Below are 22,804 nucleotides of genomic sequence, written 5' to 3' on the forward strand. Positions count from 1 at the left end.
TCGGAGTGGTCCGGAAACCGAACCGGCTTGCACCTCACGTGACGTGAGGCCTCAGCGTGGAGGACGTACCGACCTAAGGAGCGGAAAAGTGAGCTACTCCGTGGGGCAGGTCGCGGGGTTCGCCGGAATCACGGTGCGCACCCTGCACCACTACGACGAGATCGGCCTGCTCGTGCCCGGCGAGCGCACGTACGCCGGGCACCGGCGCTACACCGACGCCGACCTCGACCGGCTCCAGCAGATCCTGTTCTACCGGGAACTCGGCTTTCCGCTCGAGGAGGTCGCGGTCCTGCTCGACGACCCGGCGGTGGACCCGCGCGAACACCTGCGCCGCCAGCACGATCTGCTGACCGTCCGGATCGAGAGACTCCAGAAGATGGCCGCGGCCGTGGAGCACGCCATGGAGGCACGCACGATGGGCATTCAACTCACCCCCGAGGAGCGGTTCGAGGTCTTCGGGGACAAGGATCCGGAGCAGTACCGCGAGGAGGCGGAGCAGCGCTGGGGCAACACCGAGGCGTGGGCCGAGTCGCAGCGCCGCGCCGCCACCTACACCAAGGAGGACTGGAAGCGCGTCCAGGCCGAGGTCGACGACTGGCAGGAGCGGTACGCCGCCCTGGTGGCCGCCGGCGGGCAGCCGTCCGGCGAGGCGGCCATGGACCTGGCCGAGGAACACCGGCAGCACATCGCCAAGTGGTACTTCGAGGTCTCGTACGAGATGCACCGGTGCTTCGCGGAGATGTACGTCTCCGACGAGCGTTTCAAGGCGTATTACGACGCCGTGCGGCCCGGCCTCGCCGAGCACCTGCGGGGCGCGATCCTCGCCAACGCCGACCGGCACACCTCCTGACCGGTCCCGGCCCGGGGTGTGCGCGAGATCACCCCCGGGCCGGGGCCGAGGAGGTCACTCCACCCGGGCGAGGACGACCGCCGTGCCGTACGCGCACACCTCGGTGCCCACGTCGGCGGCCTCCGTCACGTCGAAGCGGAACGCCAGCACGGCGTTGGCCCCGCGCGCGCGTGCCTGCTCCACCAGCCGTTCCATGGCCTGGTTGCGGGTCTGCACGAGCGTCTTGGTGAGGCCCTTCAGCTCGCCGCCGATCATCGACTTGAGTCCGGCGCCGATCTGGCTGCCGAGGTGCCGCGAGCGCACGGTGAGCCCGAAGACCTCGCCGATCACCTGCTCCACCCGGTGCCCGGGCACGTCGTTCGTCGTCACGACGAGCACGTCGGACCCGGGCCCCTGGCCCCCGCCGTAGTCTTCGAGTCCCATGAGTCACAGCTTTCTCTCGGTTGTCCCACAGCGCATCCTGGATGCGCCGGTGGAACCTGGGGCGGTCACATCACGTTGATAGCTTTGGGCGGCACGACAAGGGAAGCACGCCGTCAGCCGCCGCAACCGCCCTTCACCCCCTCAGGAGCCCGGACCCGTGATGACACTCGCCCTCGGCCCGAGCTGGCTCGATCCCAACCACCTGCTCAACAGCTTCGGCATCTGGGGTCTGCTGCTCGTCGTCTTCGCCGAGTCCGGCCTGCTCATCGGCTTCTTCCTGCCCGGTGACTCGCTGCTGTTCACCTGCGGTCTGCTGATCACCTCGCACCAGATGGACTTCCCGCTGTGGGGCGCCATCGGCCTGATCTGCCTCGCCGCGATACTCGGCGACCAGGCGGGCTACATGTTCGGCAAGAAGGTCGGTCCGTCCCTCTTCAACCGTCCGGACTCCCGCCTGTTCAAGCAGGAGAACGTCACCAAGGCGCACGAGTTCTTCGAGAAGTACGGCCCCAAGTCGCTGGTCCTGGCCCGCTTCGTGCCCATCGTGCGGACGTTCACGCCGATCATCGCCGGCGTCAGCGGCATGAAGTACCGCTCGTTCGTGGTCTTCAACATCATCGGCGGCGTCCTGTGGGGCGCGGGCGTCACGCTGCTCGGCTCGTGGCTCGGCAAGATCGACTTCGTCAAGAACAACGTCGAGGCGATCCTGATCCTGATCGTCCTCGTCTCCGTGATCCCGGTCGCGATCGAGCTGCTGCGGGCGCGCGGCAAGGCGAAGCAGACCCCGGCGGCCCCGCCCGCCCCGCAGCCCGTGCCCCAGCAGCAGCCCGCGTACCAGCACCAGCCGGTGATGGACGACGCGACGGCACAGCTCCGCCGCATCGAGCCGGCCGAGCCGGAGCCGTACGCCTACCAGCAGCAGCCGCACCAGCAGCAGTACCAGCAGGAGCACCAGCACCAGCACCCGGAGCAGCAGTACCAGCAGGAGCCGTACCAGCCTCAGCAGCAGTACCAGCAGCCCCGGCAGCAGGACTGGGACCAGCAGTACTACGACCAGGGGCAGTACCCGCAGCAGCAGTACGGCCAGAACCAGTACGGCCACGGCCAGGACCAGTACGGCCAGAACCAGTACCCCTACGACCAGCCTCGGCCGTAGGCGCCAGGAGACCCCGGGCCGCTAGAAACCGCGGGTCCGCTTCGCGGCCCGCCGCTTCCCGGCGGAGCCGATCCGCAGGAACAGCCGCGAGATCTCCGAGCCCAGATTGACCCCGATGGCGATGGCCATGGCGAGTGACGCCGCCTTGGCCAGCGACACCAGTCCCTTGTCCACCTCGTTCTGGGCCATGCTCAGCAGCCCGAAGTACGTGGCGGAACCGGGCAGCAGCGGCCCGATCGCCGCCGTCGTGTACGGCAGCGCCGACGCGAACCGGTAGCGCGACAGCAACTGCCCGAACAGGCCCACCAGCCCCGCCGCCACCGCCGTGGAGGCGACCGGCGAGATGCCCCCGACGTAGTGCATCGCGCCGTACACCGACCAGGCGACGCCCCCGTTGAGGGTCACCCAGAGCACGGTCGAACGTTCCTGCTGGAGCAGGACCGCGAAGGTCAGGGACAGCACCATGGACGCCGCGATCTGGATCAGCGGCCGTTCGTTGATCATCAGCGCCGCGTCCGGGTTCAGCTTCCCGCCGACCTTCACGCCGAAGTACAGGACGACCAGCACGCCGGTGACGATGCCGACGAAGAAGTACATGACCTCCAGCAGGCGCGCGGAGGCCGTGATGTAGAAGCCGGTCAGGCCGTCCTGCACGCCCGCCACCAGCGCCCGCCCGGGCAGCAGCGCGAACAGTCCACCGGTGACCACGGCGGACGCCTTGACGTCGACGTGCGCCAGCGCGAACGCCACGCCGATCGCGGCGGGCGGCATCGCGGCGACGGTGAACTGGTAGAACTCCGGCAGCCCGCGCCCCGCGCACAGCCAGGCCAGCCGGTCGCCGAGCATCGCGCCCACGGCCGCCGCGACGAACACGATCAGGTCACCGCCGACCAGGACGGAGGCGGCGCCGGCGAGCAGCCCGCCGGCCAGGGTCAGCACCCAGCCGGAGTAGGGGTGCCGGTTGCGGCGGATCTCCGCCAGCCGCCGGTAGGCCTCCTCCAGCGAGACATGCGTCTCCGGGTCGCTCAACTCGGCCACCAGCCGGAACACGGCCGACAGCCGCGTGTAGTCGGTGCCCCGCCGGCGTACCGTCCGCGACGCCGTCACCGGGTCCTCCACCAGCGACGGCTGGTGCGAGATCGACAGCAGGGTGAAAGTGACGTTGGGCTCGCAGCGGTCCAGGCCGTAGGAACGGCACACCGCGAACATCGCGGCCTCCACGTCCTCCGCGCCCTCGCCACCGGCCAGCAGCAGTTCCCCGATACGCAGCGTCAGGTCGAGCACGCGCGGGACCGCCGGGCCCTCCTCCTCGTGCCGGTGCACGGGCTCCGGCGCCGGCCGCTCGGTCACCGGCATGCGCAGCATCGTGCGCATCCGGTCCTGCCAGGGCGCGTCCTTGACCAGGCTGACCATCGGTATCCCGGTCGCCGGGGTGAACGCGCTCGGCCCGCTCTTGGCGCCGTAGGCGCTCGGCAGGACGAACGCCGACCCCTCCGGCTCCGGGCTCGGCGGCTGCGACACCGCCAGACCGTCCGGCACGGCGAACTCGGACGTGGTCTCCGGCTCAACACCGCCCTCGATGACCTCGATGCCCTCGGGGATGGCGAACTCGGACGTGATCTCCGGGTCGTACCGCGCCTCGTCGGACCGGGGCTTGCGGTCCTCCGCCTCCGTCACCTCGCACCGCTCCCTGAACGACACCCTCTCGTAGCCTCAGTATGCGCAGTGCGCCCGGCGGGCACACAAACGGGCCGCACGCGTGCGCGTGCGGCCCGTCAGCGGGACAGGGCTCGCTCAGTGGCCGCCCTGCTCCTTGAAGCGCTTGTACGACCGCTCGATCTCCGCCTCGGCGTCCGTGCGGCCCACCCAGTTGGCACCCTCGACCGACTTGCCGGGCTCCAGGTCCTTGTACACCTCGAAGAAGTGCTGGATCTCCAGGCGGTCGAACTCCGACACGTGGTGGATGTCGCGCAGGTGCTCCACGCGCGGGTCGGTGGCCGGAACGCACAGCAGCTTGTCGTCGCCGCCCGCCTCGTCCGTCATGCGGAACATGCCGATCGCGCGGCACTTGATCAGGCAGCCCGGGAAGGTCGGCTCGTCCAGGATGACCAGCGCGTCCAGCGGGTCGCCGTCCTCGCCGAGGGTGTTCTCGACGAAGCCGTAGTCGGTCGGGTAGGCGGTCGAGGTGAAGAGACGACGGTCCAGGCGGATCCGACCGGACTCGTGATCCACCTCGTACTTGTTGCGCGAACCCTTCGGGATCTCGATCGTGACGTCGAACTCCACCGGTGGCTCCTCCATGATCAGCACATAGTTCTGGTGGTTAAGTGTCCCTCACGCAGGTGTGTGATCGCGAAAGGGGCTGGTGGTCGTGCCAGAGCTGAGGCCTTGGCGAGCCGCGGGACCGCAGGTGGAGCGGATCGCGAACGCCGTACGGCCGCGTCTTGCGCGGACCGTGGCGGCCGTGAAGCCGCGGGTCGTGCGGTTGACGCAGGCCCTTGCCTCCCGGTCCTCGCACCTCCCCCGTCCGCGAGCCGTCAGGACCTGGCAGTACTCGGCGGGCGCCGCCACCGTCGGCCTCGCACTCGCCGCCGGCGTGGTGACCGTGGCCGGCCCCTGGGACGCCAACGGTCAGCGTACGGCCGAGCGGGACCGGGCGATCGCCCTGGAGCGCTCAGGTGGCGCAGATCACGGCCGCTCCGGTACGACCGCGGGGGCGCCGCGGCCCGCACCGAGTGCCGCGCCCGTCCTGATGGGCCTGGACGGCGCGACGGCCGCCGTCGGCACCGAGAAGGCCGCCCCGGGCGGAAAGCCCCTCTCGGCCGTCCTGGGACCCCTGCTGGACGACCCCGAGCTGGGCGACGGTCATGCGGCGACCGTCGTCGACATGACCACCGGCCGACGCCTGTACGGCACGGACTCCGGCAAGGCCCTCACCCCCGCCTCCACCACCAAGATCGCCACCGCGGTCGCAGCGCTGTCCGCCCTCGGCCCCGACCACCGCTTCACCACGCGCGCCGCCCTCGAACCCGACACCCGCGAACTCGTCCTGGTCGGCGGCGGCGACCCCACCCTGACCGCCCACAAGGACGACGGGGGCTGGGCCGACCTGCGGCAGCTGGCGTCCGGCACCGCCGAGGAACTGAAGAAGCGCGGCATCCACAAGATCACGCTCTCCTACGACACCACCCTGTTCACCGGGCCCGCCCTGCACCCCATCGGCGTCAACGAGAACCTCGCCCCGGTCAGCGCCCTGACCGCCGACGAGGGCCGCAGCGACGACTCCACCAGCGGCCCCGCCCCGCGCGTGAGCGACCCGGCCGCGGACGCGGCCACCAGGTTCGCGGGCTTCCTCAAGGACGTCGGCATCACGACCACGCCCCCCGGGCCCTCCAAGGCCTCCACGCGCGCGGAGAACCTCGCCACCGTCTCCTCGCCCCCGCTGTCCGACATCGTCGAGCGGATGCTGACCAACAGCGACAACGACATCGCCGAGACCCTGGCCCGCCACACGGCGCTCGCCAGCGGGCAGCCGGGCAGCTTCGACGGCGGCGCCCGGGCGATCTCCGCGCGCCTGACCAAGCTGGGCCTGCCGATGTCCGGCGCCTCCTTCCACGACGGCAGCGGCCTCGACCGCGACGACAGGCTGACCCCGGACCTGCTCGCCGGTCTCCTGGTCACGGCCGGCGACCCGGCCCGGCCCGGCCTGCGCCCCGTCCTCACCGGCCTGCCCGTGGCCGGCTTCACCGGCACCCTGACCAGCCGCTACACCGATGGCGCGGCCGGTGTGGTGCGCGCCAAGACGGGCACCCTGACCGGTGTCAACACCCTCGCCGGTACCGTCGTCGACGCCGACGGCCGCCTCCTCGCCTTCGCCTTCATGGCCTCCGGTACGACCGATCCCCAGGCGGCCCAGACGGCCCTGGACAGAACGGCCACGGCACTGGCGGGGTGCGGATGCGGCTAGGGCCTGTCGGCGCGGGGCAGGCGGGAGTTCGACGACACGGCCCAGCGCCGGGCCGGGGCCTGCCGCAGCGCCGTGCCCACGCGCCCCGCACACTCTGCCCCAAGCCGTAACGGTCCCGTACGGTTGACGGCATGACTGGCTTCGGTGGCACCACATCTCCCGGGATGGTCGACTGGAACCTCGCGGTCGCGACCGCGACGCGGCTCGTACGGCCGGGCCCCGACGTCAGCCGTGACGAGGCACGTGCCGTCGTCACGGAGCTGCGCCGGCACGCGAAGGCCTCGGAGGAACACGTACGGGGCTTCACCCGGATGGGCACCGACGAGACCCACGACACCCCCGTCCTCGTCGTCGACCGCCCCGGCTGGGTCCGCGCCAACGTCGCCGGCTTCCGCGAGATCCTCAAACCGCTGCTGGAGAAGATGCAGGAACGGCGCGCCGGCAGCCCCGGCAGCGCGGTCCTCGGCGCCGTCGGCGGCAAGGTCACCGGCGTCGAACTGGGCATGCTGCTGTCGTTCCTGTCCTCCCGCGTCCTCGGCCAGTACGAGACCTTCGCCCCGGCCACCCGCGACCTCCCGGCGGGCGCCGACGGCGCCGGCCGGCTGCTCCTCGTCGCGCCCAACATCGTCCACGTCGAGCGCGAACTCGACGTGGAACCGCACGACTTCCGCCTGTGGGTGTGCCTGCACGAGGAGACCCACCGCACGCAGTTCACCGCCGTGCACTGGCTGCGCGACCACCTCGAGGGCGAAATCCAGTCGTTCCTGGCCGAGACCGACGTCGACCCGATGACCTTCCTGGAGCGCATCCGGGAAGCCGCCCAGTCCCTCGCCGGGGGCCGCCCCGAGGGCGAGGAGGACGACGGCGGGCGCTCCTTCGTGGAGCTGGTGCAGACCCCGGCCCAGCGCGAGATCCTCGGCCGCCTGACCGCCGTGATGTCCCTGCTGGAGGGCCACGCCGACTACGTCATGGACGGCGTCGGACCCAGCGTCGTACCGTCCGTCGCCGAGATCCGCGAGAAGTTCCAGCAGCGCCGCGCCAAGGGCGCCTCCCGGCTCGACCTCGCCCTGCGCAAGCTGCTGGGCCTGGACGCCAAACTGAGGCAGTACCGGGACGGCGAGCGCTTCGTACGGGCGGTCGTCGGCGAGGTCGGCATCGACGGCTTCAACCGCGTGTGGACCTCGCCCAACACCCTTCCCACCAAGGCCGAGATCGCCAAACCGGTGGACTGGGTCGCGCGGGTGCACCGCAAGAGCGAGTCGTGAACGGCACGGGGGAGTCGTGAATCGAATCCGGCCTGCGGCAGGCGAACGCCCCTCCAATCACCCGTCCGAGGGACCGTAAGCCATGCGTAGGCGTGCAATGCTCGGGGAACCTCCCGATTCTGTCACCATCTACACACTCTGAGTGACTGATCTCGGATCCACCCCCGACAACTTCATGAAGGGAACCGGACATGGGTCCCCATCCTGCGGTCGCGGCGATACGCCTGGCGGTCCGCCGCGTCCTCCACGACATCCTCAACGACCACACCTCGGGCGAGCCGGGCCGCAGGGCCACCGGCAGGCACCCGGAGCCGACGGCCGAGCGGTCCCCCTCCCCGCTCGTCCTCGTCGCGTGCTCCGGCGGCGCCGACTCCATGGCCCTCGCCTCCGCCCTCGCCTTCGAAGCGCCCCGACTGGGCATCCGCGCCGGAGGCGTCACCATCGACCACGGCCTCCAGGCCGGCTCCGACCTCCGCGCCGACGAGGTCGTCCTGCGCCTGCGCGAACTCGGTCTCGACCCGGTCGAGTCGGTCGCCGTGACCGTCGGCCGCGACGGCGGGCCCGAAGCCGCCGCCCGCGACGCCCGCTACGCCGCCCTGGACGCCGTGAGCGAACGCCACGGGGCCATGGCGATCCTGCTCGGCCACACCCGCGACGACCAGGCCGAAACCGTGCTGCTCGGCCTCGCCCGCGGCTCCGGCATCCGCTCCCTGTCCGGCATGGCCGCGGTCTCGGGGGCCGACGGCCGCTACCGGCGGCCCTTCCTCCAGCTCGACCGGCAGACCGCCCGCAAGGCCTGCATGGTCCAGTCCCTCCCGGTCTGGGACGATCCTCACAACGCCGACCCCGCCTACACCCGCTCCCGGCTGCGGCACGAGGGCCTGCCCGCCCTCGAGAAGGCCCTGGGCAAAGGCGTCGTGGAGGCACTCGCCCGCACCGCCCAGCTCTCCCGCGACGACGCCGACGCCCTCGACACCTGGGCCCGCCAGGCCGAGGGCTCCGTACGGGACGCCGCCGGGCTGCTGGAGTGCGCCAAGCTGTACGCCCTCCCGCCGGCCGTACGCCGCCGCATCCTGCGCCGCGCCGCCATTGAGGCCGGGGCCCCGGCCGGTGCGCTGTTCGCCCGTCACATCGAGGAAGTCGACCGTCTGATCACCGGCTGGCGCGGTCAGGGAGCCATCAATCTCCCGGGCAAAGTCGTCGCCCAGCGCCAGGGTGGCAGACTGGTGATTCGGCAGGGCTGAATCCCGACCGTCCGGAGCGACTCCGGCGGACCGGGCGGCCGCCGGGGCCGTAAGTGCGGGACGACCGAAAGTGATGCGGGTGGACGCGAAAGACATGGGTGCCGACCTCGAGAGGGTGCTCATCACCAAGGAAGAGATCGACGCGAAGCTGGCCGAGCTGGCCGCGAAGATCGACGCGGAGTACGCGGACAAGGACCTGCTCATCATCGGCGTCCTCAAGGGCGCGGTGATGGTCATGGCGGACCTCGCCCGGGCGCTGTCCACCCCGCTCACCATGGACTGGATGGCCGTGTCCTCCTACGGCGCGGGCACCCAGTCCTCCGGGGTCGTGCGGATCCTCAAGGACCTCGACACCGACATCAAGGGCCGGCACGTCCTGATCGTCGAGGACATCATCGACTCGGGCCTGACCCTGTCCTGGCTGATCAACAACCTCGGCTCCCGCGAGCCCGCCTCGCTGAAGGTGTGCACGCTGCTGCGCAAGCCGGATGCCGCGAAGGTCGCCATCGACGTCGAGTGGGTCGGCTTCGACATTCCGAACGAGTTCGTCGTCGGCTACGGCCTCGACTACGCCGAGAAGTACCGCAACCTCCCGTTCGTCGGTACGCTCGCGCCCCACGTCTACGGCGGCTGAGCCAGTCGGCTCAGTCCTTGTAGGACGATCGGGAACCCCGGCGGGTTCCAGGCCGTTGAAGCATGCGAGGACGGGTTTCCCAGCCGTCGAAGCAGCTTCGTGCGACTTCGGACAAGCAGCCTGGGGTACCGTCAGAAGAACTGTCTTATCAAACTCACTATGGCAGGAGGGACGGGGCGACACCGCTCCGTATGGATGGACGTGAAGCGATACTTCCGTGGGCCGGTCATGTGGATCGTGCTGGCCGTCCTTGCCGTGGTCGTGTTGATGCAGGTCGTCGGCTCGTCCGGCGGCTACAAGACGGTGGACACCGGCCAGGTCGTGGCGGCGATCAATGACAACAAGGTCCAGTCGGCCAAGCTGACCACAGGTGACGAGCAGAGCATCAAGGTCACGCTGAAGGACGGCCAGAAGGTCGACGGCAGCTCGAAGATCCAGGCGAGCTACATCGGCGACCAGGGCGCTCAGCTGGCGACCAACCTGCAGACCAGGTACCAGAGCAAGCAGATTCCGGACGGCTACACGGTTTCGCCGTCCAAGCAGAACCCGTTCGTCGGCGTCCTGCTCTCCCTGCTGCCCTTCGTCCTGATCGTGGTCGTCTTCCTGTTCCTGATGAATCAGATGCAGGGCGGCGGCTCCCGGGTCATGAACTTCGGCAAGTCCAAGGCCAAGCTCATCACCAAGGACACCCCGAAGACGACGTTCTCCGACGTCGCGGGCTGTGACGAGGCCGTCGAGGAACTCCACGAGATCAAGGAGTTCCTGCAGGAGCCGGCCAAGTTCCAGGCCGTCGGCGCCAAGATCCCCAAGGGTGTGCTGCTCTACGGCCGCCCGGGTACCGGTAAGACGCTGCTCGCGCGTGCCGTCGCCGGCGAGGCGGGCGTGCCGTTCTACTCGATCTCCGGTTCGGACTTCGTCGAGATGTTCGTCGGTGTCGGTGCCTCCCGTGTCCGTGACCTGTTCGAGCAGGCCAAGGCGAACGCCCCGGCGATCGTCTTCGTCGACGAGATCGACGCGGTCGGCCGCCACCGCGGCGCCGGCCTCGGCGGTGGTCACGACGAGCGCGAGCAGACCCTGAACCAGCTGCTCGTCGAGATGGACGGCTTCGACGTCAAGGGCGGCGTCATCCTGATCGCCGCCACCAACCGGCCCGACATCCTCGACCCGGCGCTGCTGCGCCCCGGCCGCTTCGACCGCCAGATCGCGGTCGACCCGCCGGACCTGCAGGGCCGTCTGGAGATCCTCAAGGTTCACCAGAAGGGCAAGCCGGTCGCGCCCGACGTCGACCTGTCCGCCGTCGCCCGCCGTACCCCGGGCATGACCGGCGCCGACCTCGCCAACGTGCTGAACGAGGCCGCGCTGCTCACCGCCCGTGGCGACCAGAAGCTGATCGACAACAGAGCGCTGGACGAGGCGATCGACCGCGTGGTCGCGGGCCCGCAGAAGCGGACCCGGATCATGTCGGACAAGGAGAAGAAGATCACCGCGTACCACGAGGGCGGTCACGCCCTGGTCGCGGCGGCCTCGCCGAACTCCGACCCCGTCCACAAGATCACCATCCTGTCCCGCGGCCGTGCCCTCGGCTACACGATGGTCCTGCCGGACGAGGACAAGTACTCGACCACGCGCAACGAGATGCTCGACCAGCTCGGCTACATGCTGGGTGGCCGCGCGGCCGAGGAACTGGTCTTCCACGACCCGACCACCGGCGCTGCGAACGACATCGAGAAGGCCACCAACCTGGCCCGCGCGATGGTCACGCAGTACGGCATGACCGAGCGGCTCGGCGCCATCAAGTTCGGCGGCGACAACAGCGAGCCGTTCCTCGGCCGTGAGATGGCTCACCAGCGCGACTACTCGGAAGAGGTCGCCGCGCTGGTGGACGAAGAGGTCAAGAAGCTCATCGAGAACGCGCACAACGAGGCCTGGGAGATCCTGGTCGAGAACCGCGACGTGCTCGACCAGCTCGTCCTTCACCTGCTGGAGAAGGAGACCCTGGGCAAGGAGGAGATCGCCGAGATCTTCGCCCCGATCGTCAAGCGCCCGCCGCGGCCGGCGTGGACCGGCTCGTCCCGCCGCACCCCGTCCACCCGCCCGCCGGTGCTCTCCCCGAAGGAGCTGGCACTGACCAACGGTGCGAACGGCGCCACGGCCTCGATCAGCACGGTCAAGTCCGCGGCGGCGGAGTCCGTCCCGGTGACGGAGCAGGCCCCGGAGGACCGCCCCGAGAGCTGACCACGTTTCGGCCGTGAAGGCCGGAATGAACGCCGCGTCCACCAGGTTTAGCCTGGGGGGCGCGGCGTTCGTATGTCCGCATTACGACGCATGGCCGCCGTCATGCGTCAAGGCACAGGAACGAGGAACCACATGATCGACCCCGTGACGCTGGACGGTGAGGGACGCATCGGCGAGTTCGACGAGAAGCGCGCCGAGAACGCCGTACGGGAGCTGCTGATCGCGGTCGGTGAGGACCCGGACCGCGAGGGCCTGCGCGAGACGCCGGCGCGGGTGGCCCGGGCGTACAAGGAGATCTTCGCGGGCCTGTGGCAGCAGCCGGAGGACGTACTCACGACGACGTTCGACATCGGGCACGACGAGATGGTGCTCGTGAAGGACATCGAGGTGTACTCGACCTGTGAGCACCACCTGGTGCCGTTCCACGGCGTCGCCCACGTCGGCTACATCCCGTCGACGTCCGGGAAGATCACGGGCCTGTCCAAGCTGGCCCGGCTCGTTGACGTCTACGCCCGCCGCCCGCAGGTGCAGGAACGTCTCACGACGCAGATCGCGGACTCCCTGATGGAGATCCTTGAGCCCAGGGGCGTGATCGTGGTCGTGGAGTGCGAGCACATGTGCATGTCCATGCGGGGAATCCGCAAGCCCGGGGCGAAGACCATAACGTCGGCCGTCCGCGGTCAGCTGCGGGACGTCGCCACCCGGAACGAGGCCATGAGCCTGATCATGGCGCGCTGAGCCGGGCGGGGCGGCGCCGCGGTCACGCCGCCGGTTCCGCCCCCGGGCGGTCCTGGTCCTCGTCGTCCGGGAGCTTGCACACGCGCTCCAGGAACAGGGCGGCCACTATCACCGCGATGCCCGCCACGACCGAGAAGCCGGCGTAGACGGCCTGGTCACGGCGGGCGGGGATGTCGAGAAGTTCCAGCAGGAAGACACCCGTGCCGCCGTACATACCGGCGACGAGGGCCGCGACCAGAGCGCTGGCTTGGCCGAAGACGACCGCGCGGGCGGCCATCAGCGGATCGACGCCCTTGGCGCCGGGGCGGCGCTCACGCTGGGCCTTGAGCCGGGCACGCAGCGAGAGCGCCGTCGAGACCAGGACCACGGCGATCAGGGCGAGCACGATGGGGGCGGCCAGGGGGACGCTGGGCAGGGTCCCGACCGAGTTCCAGAGGCGGGCGCCCGCCCAGGACAGGACTCCGGCCACGACGAACACGCCGACCAGCAACCTGATGCGCAGCTCTCTCACGGTGTCCCTTCAGCTCCCCCGGACCGACCCGGACTGTGGTCGTGACGACCTTGCCGTCTTGACCTTAACGACTACTCGGGCAGTCGGAGTTCCAGGTCCGCGCGCGGTTCCACGCCCGCACGGGTGAGCGCCGCCAGCAGATCGGCCACCGTGCCGCGGCCGGGCAGCTGGGCCTGCGGGTCGACGTCGTGCCAGGGGGCGAGCACGAAGGCACGCTCGTGGGCGCGCGGGTGGGGCAGCGTGAGCTGCGGGTCGTCGGAGGTGACGTCGGCGTACGCGACGATGTCGACGTCCAGGGTGCGCGGGCCCCAGTGCTCGTCACGGACGCGTTTGTACGCCTCCTCGATGGCGTGCGCGCGCTCCAGCAGGGAGGAGGGGGGCAGGGTGGTCTTGAGGACCACGACCGCGTTGAAGTACGACGGCTGGCTGCCGGGCTCGACGCCCCAGGGCTCCGTCTCGTACACCGGCGAGACGGACTTCACGCGGACACCGGGGGTGTCCTCGAGCGCGTCGACGGCGCCCTGGAGGGTCTCCAGGCGGTTGCCCAGGTTGGCGCCAATGGAGATGACGGCCCACTTGGGGTTCTGCAGGGTGGTGTCGGCGGCGTCGACCTGCTCGACGACCGAGGCGGGTACCGGCTGGACGGTCGGGTCGCTGTGACCCTGAAGGAAAGGTCGGGTCATACTCGGCTCCGGGTGATGGTGACGGTCACGTCGTCGAAGGGGACGGTGATCGGCGCGTCCGGCTTGTGGACGCACACCTCCACCTCCTGGACCCCTTCGTGCTTGAGGCAGGTCTGGGCGATCCGCTCGGCGAGCGTCTCGATGAGGTTCACCGGCTCGCCCTCCACCACGGCCACGACCTCCTCGGCCACGATGCCGTAGTGCACGGTCTTCGTGAGGTCGTCGTCCGCAGCGGCCGGTCGGGTGTCCAGCCCGAGGACGAGGTCCACGATGAAGGTCTGGCCCTCCTCGCGCTCCTTGGGGAACACACCGTGATGCCCGCGGGCCTTGAGGCCGCGCAGCGCCACACGATCCACGCGAATCACTCCTGCAATCGTCGGGAAGGACCGGCCCGTACCACGTGCGGGCGGCACACCGGCCTCAGACGAATCTACCTGCGGGCACTGACACGGCCGGGTCACGGGGCCGCGGGCCCCGACGGATACCACGAGGGTTCATCTTGTGTTTCCCCCGGGAAACCCGGTCGCGCCTTGGGGTGGAAGCCGCTCATACCCCGGGGTAGGTGATTCCAACCACTTCTTCGCCCGCGTGAGGCGCCGATCCGCTCAGTCGAGAGGACCGCCGTCCGGATTCGCACCGTCTGCACTGGTGTCGTCGTCCTCGGCCCCGTCGCTCTCCGCCATGACGGGTGAGGCGTGGTGCGACCACAGCTTCCAGCCGGCGGGCGTACGCCGGAACACGTTCGTGGCGACGACGAGCTGGCCGACCAGCGGACCCAGCTCCGCGCCGTCCGCCGGGGCCGGGCCACCGCTGAGGATGTTCTCGGTGCAGGTCACCAGGGCGGTGTCACCGGTGACGGAGACGTGCACGTCGGTCAGGAAGAACTGGATGTAGTCCGTGTTGGCCATGATCAGGGCGTACGACCTGAGGACCTCGCCGCGGCCGGTGAGCACCGGCCAGCCGGGGTGCACGCAGGAGACCACGCCGGTGTCCGCCGGGTCGTGGTACTCCTCGTCCACGCCCAGGTCGGCAGGGGTGAGCCAGAGCGAGGACAGCTCGTCGAAGTCGCCGCGCTCCATCGCCTCGTAGAAGGCGGTGTTGGCGGCCTCGACCTGCTCGACGTCGGTATGGGGGGCGCTCACCGGTCTCCTTCCGCCTTGCGCTCACCATCGGCACCGGGTGCGCGTCCTACATCGCGCGCTCCGTGCTCACCTGCATCGCCAGGCACGTATCCCGCGTCCTGCGCCCCGGGCCCGCGCTCCGCGCCCGGCGCGTGACCCGTGCCCCGCACCTCACGCACGCCGCCCGAGCCCGGCCCTGATCCCGCCTCGCGCGCCTCCTCCACGGCCCGTGCGACCCGCACCGCGTCCGCGGTGGCGCGTACTTCGTGCACGCGCACCGCCCATGCGCCGGAGTGCGCCGCGATCGCGGAGACGGCGGCCGTGGCGGCGTCGCGCTCCCTGGCCGGCGGGGGCGCGCCCTGCGGACCGGCCAGTACCCGGCCGAGGAACCGCTTGCGGGAGGCGGCCACGAGCAGGGGGTGACCGAGGGCGTGCAGGCGGTCGAGGTGGGCGAGGAGGGAGAGGTCGTGCTCGGCCTCCTTGGAGAAGCCCAGGCCGGGGTCGACGACGATGCGGTCGGGGGCGACACCGCCCGCCAGAACGGCCTCCACGCGCGCGTGCAGCTCGTCCACGACTTCGGTGACGACGTCCTCGTAACGGCCCCTGACGTTGCCGCCATCGAGGAAGCCGCGCCAGTGCATGACGACGAACGGGGCGCCCGCGGCGGCGACCACCGGGATCATCGCGGGGTCGGCGAGGCCGCCGCTGACGTCGTTGACCAGGGCGGCACCGGCCGCGAGGGACTGTTCGGCGACAGAGGCGCGCATGGTGTCGACGGAGACGACGACGCCCTCGGAGGCGAGACCGCGCACGACCGGGACGACCCGCCGGAGTTCCTCGGCCTCGTCCACACGCGTGGCGCCCGGCCGGGTGGACTCGCCGCCGACGTCGACCAGGTCCGCGCCCTCGGAGACGAGATCCAGGCCGTGCTTGACGGCGCCTGTCGTGTCGAACCAGCGGCCGCCGTCGGAGAAGGAATCGGGGGTCACATTGACGACGCCCATGACCGCACACCGGTCCCATGCCGGAAGGCCCGCCACCAGGCCGCGCCCGCTGAGGTTGTTCATACGTTCAGCGTAGGCCCAGGAGGGTGCCCGGAACGCGCGGCGGCCCGGGCGGAAGCACCCGTGCTGGAGGGGGGGTGTGGCTTCCGCCCGGGCCGGTCCTCGGCCACGCCGCTGGTCCCGTGACGTCCCGCGGCGCTCAGGCCGCGCGCACGTCCCCTTCCGCCATGGCGTGCGCGCAGGGGCGCTCGGCCGCCGCCCTGCGCCGGCGCAGGAAGCGCGGGAGCGGCAGCGCGAGGTTGACGAACCCCTCCGCCTGCATGGCCGCGAAGCCGATGCGGGGCAGGTCTCCGGAGTTCCGGTAGACGACGAAGCGGGGCTCCCAGCGCGGCTGGAACTTGGCGTTGAACTTGTACAGCGACTCGATCTGGAACCAGCGTGAGAGGAACACCAGCAGCCCGCGCCAGGCGCGCAGCACCGGACCGGCGCCGATCTTCTCCCCGCGCGCGAGGGCGGAGCGGAACATCGCGAAGTTCAGCGAGACACGGGTGATGCCGAACTTGGGCGCGGCCTGCAGGGCGGCGGCGATCAGCAGCTCGTTCATGCCCGGGTCCGCGCTGCGGTCGCGGCGCATCAGGTCCAGCGACACACCGTCCTTGCCCCAGGGCACGAAGTGCAGGATCGCCTTGAGGTCGCCGTACTCGCCGGGCTGGTCGTCCTGCTTGTGGGCGGTGGCGATCAGGCAGTCGCCGTCGGCCGCGTCGCCGACGCGGCCGAGCGCCATGGAGAACCCGCGCTCGGTGTCGGTGCCGCGCCAGTCGTCGGCCGCCCGCCGGATGCGTTCCAGTTCTCCGTCGCTGAGGTCACGGATGCGCCGCACCCGGGTTTCGTAGCCGGCTCGCTCGATGCGCTTGACCATTTGTCGTACGTTGCGCATCGCGCGTCCGGCGAGCGAGAAATCCGCGACGTCCACCACCGCCTCGTCGCCCAGTTCCAGGGCGTCCAGACCGGTCTCGCGGGTCCACACCTCGCCGCCCGTCTCCGAGCAGCCCATGACGGCCGGGGTCCACGAGTGGGCCTTGGCCTCGTCCATGAAGCGCTCTATGGCGCCGGGCCAGGCCTCGACGTCGCCGATGGGGTCACCGCTGGCGAGCATCACGCCGGAGACGACGCGGTAGGTGACCGCCGCTTTGCCGCTGGGCGAGAAGACGACCGCCTTGTCACGGCGCAGCGCGAAGTGCCCGAGGGAGTCGCGGCGGCCGTGCTTCTCCAGCAGGGCCCGCAGCTGGGCCTCGTCCTGCTCGGTGAGGCGCGCCGCCGGGTGCTCGGGGCGGAAGGCCAGGTAGATCGTGGTGACCGCGGTGATCCAGCCGAGCGCGCCGAGGGAGAAGGCGACGGTCCAGGAGGTGTTGCCCGAGTAGTCGACGGGTCCCTCGAAGCCGAACAGGCCGTAGACGACGTGGGTCAGCCGGTCGGCCAGGCTCGGGTCGCCGATCGTGCGGTGCGGGTGAACGCTGACGATCACGAGACCGAGGACCAGGGAGCCCGCACTCATGAGTACGAAGTTGGTAAGAGCACGCCACCTGCTGCGCGGGTCCGGGAGCGCCGCGAACTGGTCCCTGTGCCGCAGCAGCGGCACCAGCAGCGCGACCGCGATCAGCACGCCGACGATCGAGTGCCGGTAGGCGAACTGCGCCGCGGCACCCGCCGGCAGCAGCGCCACCGCGGCCCGCCACGCCCGGCGTTTGCGCCGCCTGAGACCGTGCGCGAGCAGGAGCAACAGCACGCCGGCGCTCAGCGAGAGCGCCGCGGCGAAGGGCCCGAACGAGCCGGGCAGCACCTCGGCGATCGCGTGCATGCGGCTGTGCCGGAAGCGCGGGAACACGCCCGCGGCAATGTCCAGGACGCCCACGATCGCGGCCGCCCTGCTGACCAGAGTGGGAACGGTCTCGGGACGCGGGCCGCGAAGTATGCGCCGCGCCCGGCTCTTACCACCCGGAACCTCGCCCGACAATTCCCCATCTATCCTGACAGACATCGCATCCCGTAGTTCTGCGAGAGACCTTGAACCCGGGCCCGATCAGGGCATCCGGCGACATTGCGCCCTCTAGGACGGTGTCTTGGGGAGAGAGGTTCACTCCCCACCGGAAAGTCGGGTCAAAGGCTAAGGAAAGCCCCGGGCAAGCCTTCGCAACGAAGCGCGGGTGGAATCGGGCGGAAAGCGCAGGCAGGAAACAGCCCATGGGTCTCACGAGCAACAAAGTGCTGGTGCTGGCGATTTTCTTCGCCATTGTGCTCTTCATCGCCACGGTGTGGTTGTGGCCGCGGTTGGCACGGCAGAGCTGGCGAGCCGTCAGCGGCCGTGTCGGCATGCTGCTGGCCACCCAGCTGACGATCTTCGCCTCCTTCGGCCTCGCCGCCAACCAGGCGTTCGGCTTCTATGCGAGCTGGTCGGACCTGCTCGGTACGGAGACCGGGCAGGGAGTTGTGGTCGATCACACGGCGGCGGGCGCCAACAGCCCGATCCAGGTGGTCTCCACGTCCCGGGTCGTGGGGGTCAGCAGTGCGCTGCCGCAGGTGGCCGGGCAGGTCCAGAAGGTCGACATACTCGGCCGTACGACCCACATCGCCGCACCGGCGTTCGTGTACCTGCCGCCGGAGTACTTCCAGCCGCAGAACCGCGCGCGCAAGTTCCCGGTGGCCGTCGTCCTCACGGGCTACCCCGGTACGGCGCAGGCACTGGTGGACAAGCTGCACTACCCGAGCACGGCGCAGCAGCTGGCCAAGTCCGGCAAGATGCAGCCGACGATCCTGGTGATGCTCCGGCCTTCCGTGGCGCCGCCGCGGGACACCGAGTGCGTGGACGTTCCCGGCGGCCCGCAGACCGAGACGTTTTTTGCCAAGGATCTGCGTGACTCGGTGATGGCCCACTACCGGGTGGACAAGACGCCCGCCAGCTGGGGCATCATCGGCGACTCGACCGGTGGCTACTGCGCGCTGAAGATCGCCGTGCACCACCCGGCCTCGTACGCGGCCGCCGTAGGCCTGTCGCCGTACTACAAGGCGCCGATCGACCCCACCACCGGCGACCTCTTCCACGGCAACAAGAACCTGCAGAATCGTGCCAACCTCTTCTGGGCTCTCCAGCACCTGCCGGCGCCGGAGACCTCGCTGCTCGTCACGAGCAGCAAGGTCGGTGAGCACAACTACAAGGACACGCTCAAGTTCATCAAGGCCGTGCAGGACACGAACGTGACCAGGGTCTCCTCGATCATCCTCCCGAGCGGCGGGCACAACTTCAACACCTGGAAGCGGGAGATCCCGAGCGCGCTCGAGTGGCTCAGCTCACGTCTCGTCTCGCACTGAGGTCCCTACGACCGATGTCCCGTTAAGGACACGGTGTGGCCGGGTTTTTACGGGGCGAGGGTCCACGATTCCCCTACGCGCGGTAAGTTTCTGGCCATGCCACGTGGACGCCACCGCCATTCCCCACCCCTGCACCGGCTGTTGCCTCCCTCGGCGATTGCCGGCGTGTCCGTCGTCTGCGCGCTGGGTCCTTGGGCGTTCTCCGAGGCCACGGTGTTGCGCGCCCTGGCCGCGGCCGCGGCGGCGACGGCAGTCGTCGGCGCGGTGGTGATGCGCCGCTGGGACATCCATGCGGGCAAGCAGGTCGCCGAACTCGCCCGCGCGCGTGCCAGCGACGAATGGCGCAACGAGGAGCGGGTCGCCGAACTGGAGACCGACCTCGAGGAATCCCGCGAGCTGCGCACGAAGCTGGAGCAGCGGCTGCGCGCCAAGCGCGCCGAGCTGGCGGGCCTGCGCAACGAGCACGCGGCGCTGCTGCGCCGGTACGCCACGGCGGAGACCGAGCGCGCAAGCGCCCTGGAGGGCCGTCGGCAGCTGGAGATCGAGGCGGCCGTGCCCTCGTCCGCGCCCGCACTGCCGCCCGCGCGAAGTGCCGAGCCGGAGCCGGAGCCGGAACCGGCACAGGCCGAGGCGAAGCAAGCGGCCGGGCCTGCCGACGGGGGCGAGCCGACGGCGCACGCGGTGTTCTCGGCCGAGGGAGCCCGGCTGTACCTGCGCGCTCTGACGGCCCTGGCCCGGTTCGACCGCGAGACTGCGGCCGAGTCCGAGTCCGAGTCCGAGTCCGAGTCCGAGTCCGAACCACGGTCCGGGTCCGAGTCTGCGGTGTCCGATGTGGAGGCCGACGAGGACGTGGTTGCCGAGGCTGACACGGCCTTGGGGGCCACGGCCTTCGAGGGTGCACCTTCCGTGGCCGAGGAGCTGGGCGGGACCGGCGCGGACGACTCCGATGCGGACGACTCCGATGCGGACGACTCCGATGCGGACGACCGCGGTGCGCAGGCGGACTTCGTCGTCGAGGGCGAGGCCGACGCGCGTACGGCCGTCGCGGACGACGGGAGCGGAGGTTCCGTTGCCAAAGGAGAAGACGTCGGGGAATCCGCCGACGCCGGGGCCGAAGGGGCCGCCGGGGACGGCGTGACGGCCACTGTGACCGACGATGTGACGGCCGCTGTGACCGAGGACGCCGGTGCCGGCCGGAACGAGGCCGTCCCTGTGCCCGTCCCCGCCACGCCGGTGGCCCAGCCGCCCGCCGGGCACTTCACGGTGCCGACCGCCGTGGCCGTCGTACCCGCCGCGCCCGCGCGGCGCCCGATGGTCGAGGGCGGCTTCGACTTCTTCGGCACCCAGAAGGCCGCGCCCAAGGCGCAGCTCGACTCCGTGCACAACGAGGACCTCGCCGACGTGGTCGGCGCGGAGGCCCTCGCCGTGCACAAGGCCGAGACCGAGTCCGAGTTCAAGCCCGCTGACGCGCAGTCGCACGAGGGCGGCCAGGTCATCGACCTCACCGCGCACGACGAGACCGAGCACATCGACGTCAAGGGACTGCGCACCGCGGCTTCCTGAGACCCCGGTGCCGCAGGACGGCGGGCCCGGCTTCCCCGAGGGGAGCCGGGCCCCGTGTCATCCGGACGTCATCCAGCGGTCCGGGCGGGCGTCCCGGCGTCCGGTACGGGACCTCTCGGCCTGGTCGCGCAGGAGCCGTAGGGCTTCCTCGGCGTCCCGCAGGCGGGCCGTCACGGTCTTTCCGGCCCCGTTGTCCACATGGACGTCGGCAAGCCGCCAGAGGCGCTGCCAGGGGCCCTGGGTGAGCCGCACGCTCTGCACCTTGGCGTGCGGCACGAGCGAGAGGTTGTGGCGCAGCAGTCCGTGCCGGGCGGCGAACACCGTGCCGGTGACCGCGAGGCGGTGGCCGCGCCACCACAGCGGTACGCACCACCGGGCCCGCCGCGGCGGTCGCGACAGTTCCTGAGGCACCGTCACACCCGGCAGCACGCGCGCGAGGACCGACTCGGCGACCGCGCGCGGGGCGACGGGTATCAGCACCGAGTTGGAGGATCCGGCCACCTCCAGTTCCACCCGCACCCAGCCGAGCCGCCGCCACAGCAGCGGCTCGACGATCCGCACGGTCTGTACCCGGCCGGGCGGCACCGTCTCGTGCGTGCGGTCGAGCAGCCCGTGGTCGATGCGCAGCCCGTCCGGGGACTCGCCCACCTTCCAGTCGAACTCGGCGACGAACCGCCGCGCGCTGCTCGCGCCGGCCCCGCCGAGCAACGGCAGGGCGGTCGCGAGGACGGTCCACGGGTTGTGGGTGGTGAGCCACAGCACGGTCGGCACGACGAGCGCCGCGCCCAGCGAGGCCCAGGTGGCGGCCGTCAGCGCCAGGGAGAGCGCGAGCGCGCGCGGGGGCACGCGCAGCAGCTCGTGTGCCGGCGCCTCGCCGACTTCATGCGCCGTCTCGGGTGCGAAACCCGCCGCGCGCGCGAGCAGCTCCGCGCGCAGGGCGCGCGCCTCCTGCTCGCCGAGGAAGGCCAGTTCGTCCTTCTTCTCGGCGCCGACGACGTCGATCCGCAGCTTTGCGACGCCCGCCACGCGCGCGAGGAGGGGACGGGAGACATCCACTGCCTGGATGCGCTCCAGCCGGATGTGAGCGGTGCGCCGGAACAACAGGCCGGTACGGATGCGCAGTTCGGAGTCGGTGACCGCGAAGTGCGTGAACCACCAGGACAGGAAGCCGTACAGGCCTGCCGTCGGCACCAGGACCGCGAGCCCCAGCAGGAGCATGGTGTCGGTCAGCCGCGTCAGCTGCTCCTGCGCGCCGTTCGGGTCGTGTGCCGCCCAGCCGACGAGTACGGCGACCGGTGCCCACGCCCGGCGGAAGGGCGTGACCGGGTGCAGCCGGCGCTCGGCCATGGGCACGCGCCCTTCGGTGTCCTGCGCGCCGACCGGCCCTTTCCCGCCCCCATTGGCGTCTGCGGCAGCCACGGTGTGTGCGGCAGCCACGGCGTGTGCGGCGTCTTCGGTCTGTGCGGCGTGCGCGGCGTTGGTGGCTGCTATGCCGTCGCCGTGGTCCGGGGTCGTCACAGGCCCGCCGATCGGGCCTCGCCCAGCTCGGTGAGCCGGTCGCGCAGCCGCTCCGCCTCGGTGGGGTCGAGGCCGGGGATGGTGGCGTCGGTCGCGGCGGCCGCCGTGTGCAGCTGCACGGTGGCCAGCCCGAAGCGCCGCTCCACCGGACCGGAGGTGACCTCCACCAGCTGCATCCGCCCGTAGGGCACCACCGTCTCCTCGCGCCACAGCACACCGCGGCTGATCAGCAGGTCGTCGGCGCGCTCGGCGTACCGCCAGGAACGCCAGTTGCGGCCCAGCAGCCTCCAGCACCATGCGGCGCACGCCACGGGCAGCAGTGCGAAGGCGGCCCATGCGGGCCCCGCGAGCAGGCCGGGCAGCAGGCCCGCGGCGAGCGCGAGCGCCGCCGTCCACAGCACGAGCAGCAGCCGCCGCATCCGCAGCAGACCCGGCGGCAGCGCGCGCCAGACCGTCTCGTCGCCCGGTGTCCCCGCCATTCCCGCCTCGCGCGGGCTCCCCGTTTCCATGGGGCCAGGGTACGTAG

General features: G+C 70.9%; 21 protein-coding genes. 10 read left to right on the top strand and 11 right to left on the bottom strand.

Annotation, left to right across the window (positions count from 1 at the left end):
• Window positions 1-88: 88 nt before the first annotated feature.
• Window positions 89-850, top strand: a complete 762-nt coding sequence (locus GQF42_RS24675; RefSeq protein ID WP_158923342.1) for a MerR family transcriptional regulator — start codon at window positions 89-91, stop codon at window positions 848-850.
• 54 nt (window positions 851-904) lie between these two features.
• Here the strand turns inward: GQF42_RS24675 and GQF42_RS24680 are convergent, their stop codons facing one another.
• Complete coding sequence (locus tag GQF42_RS24680; protein ID WP_158923344.1) at window positions 905-1,273, bottom strand: YbjQ family protein; 369 nt, start codon at window positions 1,271-1,273, stop codon at window positions 905-907.
• Window positions 1,274-1,430: 157 nt separating this feature from the next.
• Between GQF42_RS24680 and GQF42_RS24685 the strand changes: the two genes are divergently transcribed.
• Window positions 1,431-2,429 carry a DedA family protein gene (locus tag GQF42_RS24685; RefSeq protein ID WP_158923346.1) on the top strand — a complete coding sequence of 333 codons (999 nt, stop codon included), beginning with the start codon at window positions 1,431-1,433 and terminating at the stop codon, window positions 2,427-2,429.
• Window positions 2,430-2,450: 21 nt separating this feature from the next.
• On the opposite strand, the gene GQF42_RS24690 is transcribed toward GQF42_RS24685, so the two are convergent.
• Together GQF42_RS24690 and GQF42_RS24695 are read right to left on the bottom strand one after the other, a co-directional pair.
• Window positions 2,451-4,106 (bottom strand): threonine/serine exporter family protein, encoded by a 1,656-nt coding sequence (locus tag GQF42_RS24690; protein ID WP_158923348.1) that lies wholly within the window; start codon window positions 4,104-4,106, stop codon window positions 2,451-2,453.
• A gap of 117 nt (window positions 4,107-4,223) precedes the next feature.
• On the bottom strand, window positions 4,224-4,715 hold the full coding sequence (locus GQF42_RS24695) for an inorganic diphosphatase (RefSeq protein ID WP_031225172.1): 492 nt from the start codon (window positions 4,713-4,715) through the stop codon (window positions 4,224-4,226).
• Between the two features lie 79 nt (window positions 4,716-4,794).
• Here GQF42_RS24695 and dacB point away from each other — a divergent pair, with 79 nt between their 5' ends.
• From dacB to folE, 6 genes are all read left to right on the top strand, one after another.
• Entirely contained in the window at window positions 4,795-6,396 is a 1,602-nt protein-coding gene (gene dacB, locus GQF42_RS24700) for a D-alanyl-D-alanine carboxypeptidase/D-alanyl-D-alanine endopeptidase (RefSeq protein WP_233273451.1), read from the top strand.
• A gap of 131 nt (window positions 6,397-6,527) precedes the next feature.
• Window positions 6,528-7,661, top strand: a complete 1,134-nt coding sequence (locus GQF42_RS24705; RefSeq protein WP_158923350.1) for a zinc-dependent metalloprotease — start codon at window positions 6,528-6,530, stop codon at window positions 7,659-7,661.
• Window positions 7,662-7,852: 191 nt separating this feature from the next.
• Complete coding sequence (gene tilS / locus GQF42_RS24710) at window positions 7,853-8,905, top strand: tRNA lysidine(34) synthetase TilS (RefSeq protein WP_158923352.1); 1,053 nt, start codon at window positions 7,853-7,855, stop codon at window positions 8,903-8,905.
• A 73-nt stretch (window positions 8,906-8,978) separates the two neighbouring features.
• On the top strand, window positions 8,979-9,539 hold the full coding sequence (hpt, locus tag GQF42_RS24715; protein WP_158923354.1) for a hypoxanthine phosphoribosyltransferase: 561 nt from the start codon (window positions 8,979-8,981) through the stop codon (window positions 9,537-9,539).
• A gap of 195 nt (window positions 9,540-9,734) precedes the next feature.
• Entirely contained in the window at window positions 9,735-11,774 is a 2,040-nt protein-coding gene (ftsH, locus tag GQF42_RS24720) for an ATP-dependent zinc metalloprotease FtsH (RefSeq protein WP_199272781.1), read from the top strand.
• 132 nt (window positions 11,775-11,906) lie between these two features.
• Window positions 11,907-12,512 (top strand): GTP cyclohydrolase I FolE, encoded by a 606-nt coding sequence (gene folE, locus GQF42_RS24725; RefSeq protein WP_158923356.1) that lies wholly within the window; start codon window positions 11,907-11,909, stop codon window positions 12,510-12,512.
• 22 nt (window positions 12,513-12,534) lie between these two features.
• Here the strand turns inward: folE and GQF42_RS24730 are convergent, their stop codons facing one another.
• The 6 genes from GQF42_RS24730 to GQF42_RS24755 form a co-directional block, all read right to left on the bottom strand.
• The gene (locus GQF42_RS24730; protein WP_158923358.1) at window positions 12,535-13,023 is read right to left on the bottom strand and encodes a DUF3180 domain-containing protein; all 489 of its coding nucleotides are present in this window, start codon (window positions 13,021-13,023) and stop codon (window positions 12,535-12,537) included.
• 71 nt (window positions 13,024-13,094) lie between these two features.
• Entirely contained in the window at window positions 13,095-13,706 is a 612-nt protein-coding gene (folK, locus tag GQF42_RS24735) for a 2-amino-4-hydroxy-6-hydroxymethyldihydropteridine diphosphokinase (protein WP_158923360.1), read from the bottom strand.
• Window positions 13,703-14,062 carry a dihydroneopterin aldolase gene (gene folB / locus GQF42_RS24740; protein WP_158923362.1) on the bottom strand — a complete coding sequence of 120 codons (360 nt, stop codon included), beginning with the start codon at window positions 14,060-14,062 and terminating at the stop codon, window positions 13,703-13,705. The genes folK and folB overlap by 4 nt, the downstream gene beginning before the upstream one ends.
• A 249-nt stretch (window positions 14,063-14,311) precedes the next feature.
• Window positions 14,312-14,848, bottom strand: a complete 537-nt coding sequence (locus GQF42_RS24745; protein ID WP_158923364.1) for a nuclear transport factor 2 family protein — start codon at window positions 14,846-14,848, stop codon at window positions 14,312-14,314.
• Window positions 14,845-15,894, bottom strand: a complete 1,050-nt coding sequence (gene folP, locus GQF42_RS24750; protein WP_233273452.1) for a dihydropteroate synthase — start codon at window positions 15,892-15,894, stop codon at window positions 14,845-14,847. Before folP ends, GQF42_RS24745 begins: the two co-directional genes overlap by 4 nt.
• Before the next feature lie 136 nt (window positions 15,895-16,030).
• Window positions 16,031-17,869 carry a phosphatidylglycerol lysyltransferase domain-containing protein gene (locus tag GQF42_RS24755; protein WP_375991383.1) on the bottom strand — a complete coding sequence of 613 codons (1,839 nt, stop codon included), beginning with the start codon at window positions 17,867-17,869 and terminating at the stop codon, window positions 16,031-16,033.
• Between the two features lie 203 nt (window positions 17,870-18,072).
• On the opposite strand from GQF42_RS24755, the gene GQF42_RS24760 reads away from it, so the two are divergent.
• Together GQF42_RS24760 and GQF42_RS24765 are read left to right on the top strand one after the other, a co-directional pair.
• Window positions 18,073-19,197, top strand: a complete 1,125-nt coding sequence (locus tag GQF42_RS24760; protein ID WP_158923369.1) for an alpha/beta hydrolase — start codon at window positions 18,073-18,075, stop codon at window positions 19,195-19,197.
• Between the two features lie 96 nt (window positions 19,198-19,293).
• Entirely contained in the window at window positions 19,294-20,760 is a 1,467-nt protein-coding gene (locus GQF42_RS24765; protein WP_199272782.1) for a hypothetical protein, read from the top strand.
• 57 nt (window positions 20,761-20,817) lie between these two features.
• Here the strand turns inward: GQF42_RS24765 and GQF42_RS24770 are convergent, their stop codons facing one another.
• Together GQF42_RS24770 and GQF42_RS24775 are read right to left on the bottom strand one after the other, a co-directional pair.
• The gene (locus GQF42_RS24770; protein WP_158930539.1) at window positions 20,818-22,107 is read right to left on the bottom strand and encodes a PH domain-containing protein; all 1,290 of its coding nucleotides are present in this window, start codon (window positions 22,105-22,107) and stop codon (window positions 20,818-20,820) included.
• Between the two features lie 167 nt (window positions 22,108-22,274).
• Window positions 22,275-22,787, bottom strand: coding sequence for a PH domain-containing protein (locus GQF42_RS24775; protein ID WP_158923371.1), 513 nt, complete (start codon window positions 22,785-22,787; stop codon window positions 22,275-22,277).
• Between the last annotated feature and the right edge of the window lie 17 nt (window positions 22,788-22,804).

Origin of the sequence: Streptomyces broussonetiae, assembly GCF_009796285.1 — a bacterium.
In the GTDB taxonomy this organism is placed as follows: Bacteria; Actinomycetota; Actinomycetes; order Streptomycetales; family Streptomycetaceae; genus Streptomyces; species Streptomyces broussonetiae.

Coding starts and splice junctions, on each gene's coding strand:
- folK (WP_158923360.1), bottom strand. CDS start 13,706: ATGACCCGACCTTTCCTTCAGGGTCACAGCGACCCGACCGTCCAGCCG.
- GQF42_RS24775 (WP_158923371.1), bottom strand. CDS start 22,787: ATGGAAACGGGGAGCCCGCGCGAGGCGGGAATGGCGGGGACACCGGGC.
- GQF42_RS24755 (WP_375991383.1), bottom strand. CDS start 17,869: ATGTCTGTCAGGATAGATGGGGAATTGTCGGGCGAGGTTCCGGGTGGT.
- folE (WP_158923356.1), top strand. CDS start 11,907: ATGATCGACCCCGTGACGCTGGACGGTGAGGGACGCATCGGCGAGTTC.
- tilS (WP_158923352.1), top strand. CDS start 7,853: ATGGGTCCCCATCCTGCGGTCGCGGCGATACGCCTGGCGGTCCGCCGC.
- GQF42_RS24765 (WP_199272782.1), top strand. CDS start 19,294: ATGCCACGTGGACGCCACCGCCATTCCCCACCCCTGCACCGGCTGTTG.
- GQF42_RS24770 (WP_158930539.1), bottom strand. CDS start 22,107: ATGGCCGAGCGCCGGCTGCACCCGGTCACGCCCTTCCGCCGGGCGTGG.
- ftsH (WP_199272781.1), top strand. CDS start 9,735: ATGGACGTGAAGCGATACTTCCGTGGGCCGGTCATGTGGATCGTGCTG.
- folP (WP_233273452.1), bottom strand. CDS start 15,894: ATGAACAACCTCAGCGGGCGCGGCCTGGTGGCGGGCCTTCCGGCATGG.
- GQF42_RS24680 (WP_158923344.1), bottom strand. CDS start 1,273: ATGGGACTCGAAGACTACGGCGGGGGCCAGGGGCCCGGGTCCGACGTG.
- GQF42_RS24705 (WP_158923350.1), top strand. CDS start 6,528: ATGACTGGCTTCGGTGGCACCACATCTCCCGGGATGGTCGACTGGAAC.
- hpt (WP_158923354.1), top strand. CDS start 8,979: ATGCGGGTGGACGCGAAAGACATGGGTGCCGACCTCGAGAGGGTGCTC.
- GQF42_RS24760 (WP_158923369.1), top strand. CDS start 18,073: ATGGGTCTCACGAGCAACAAAGTGCTGGTGCTGGCGATTTTCTTCGCC.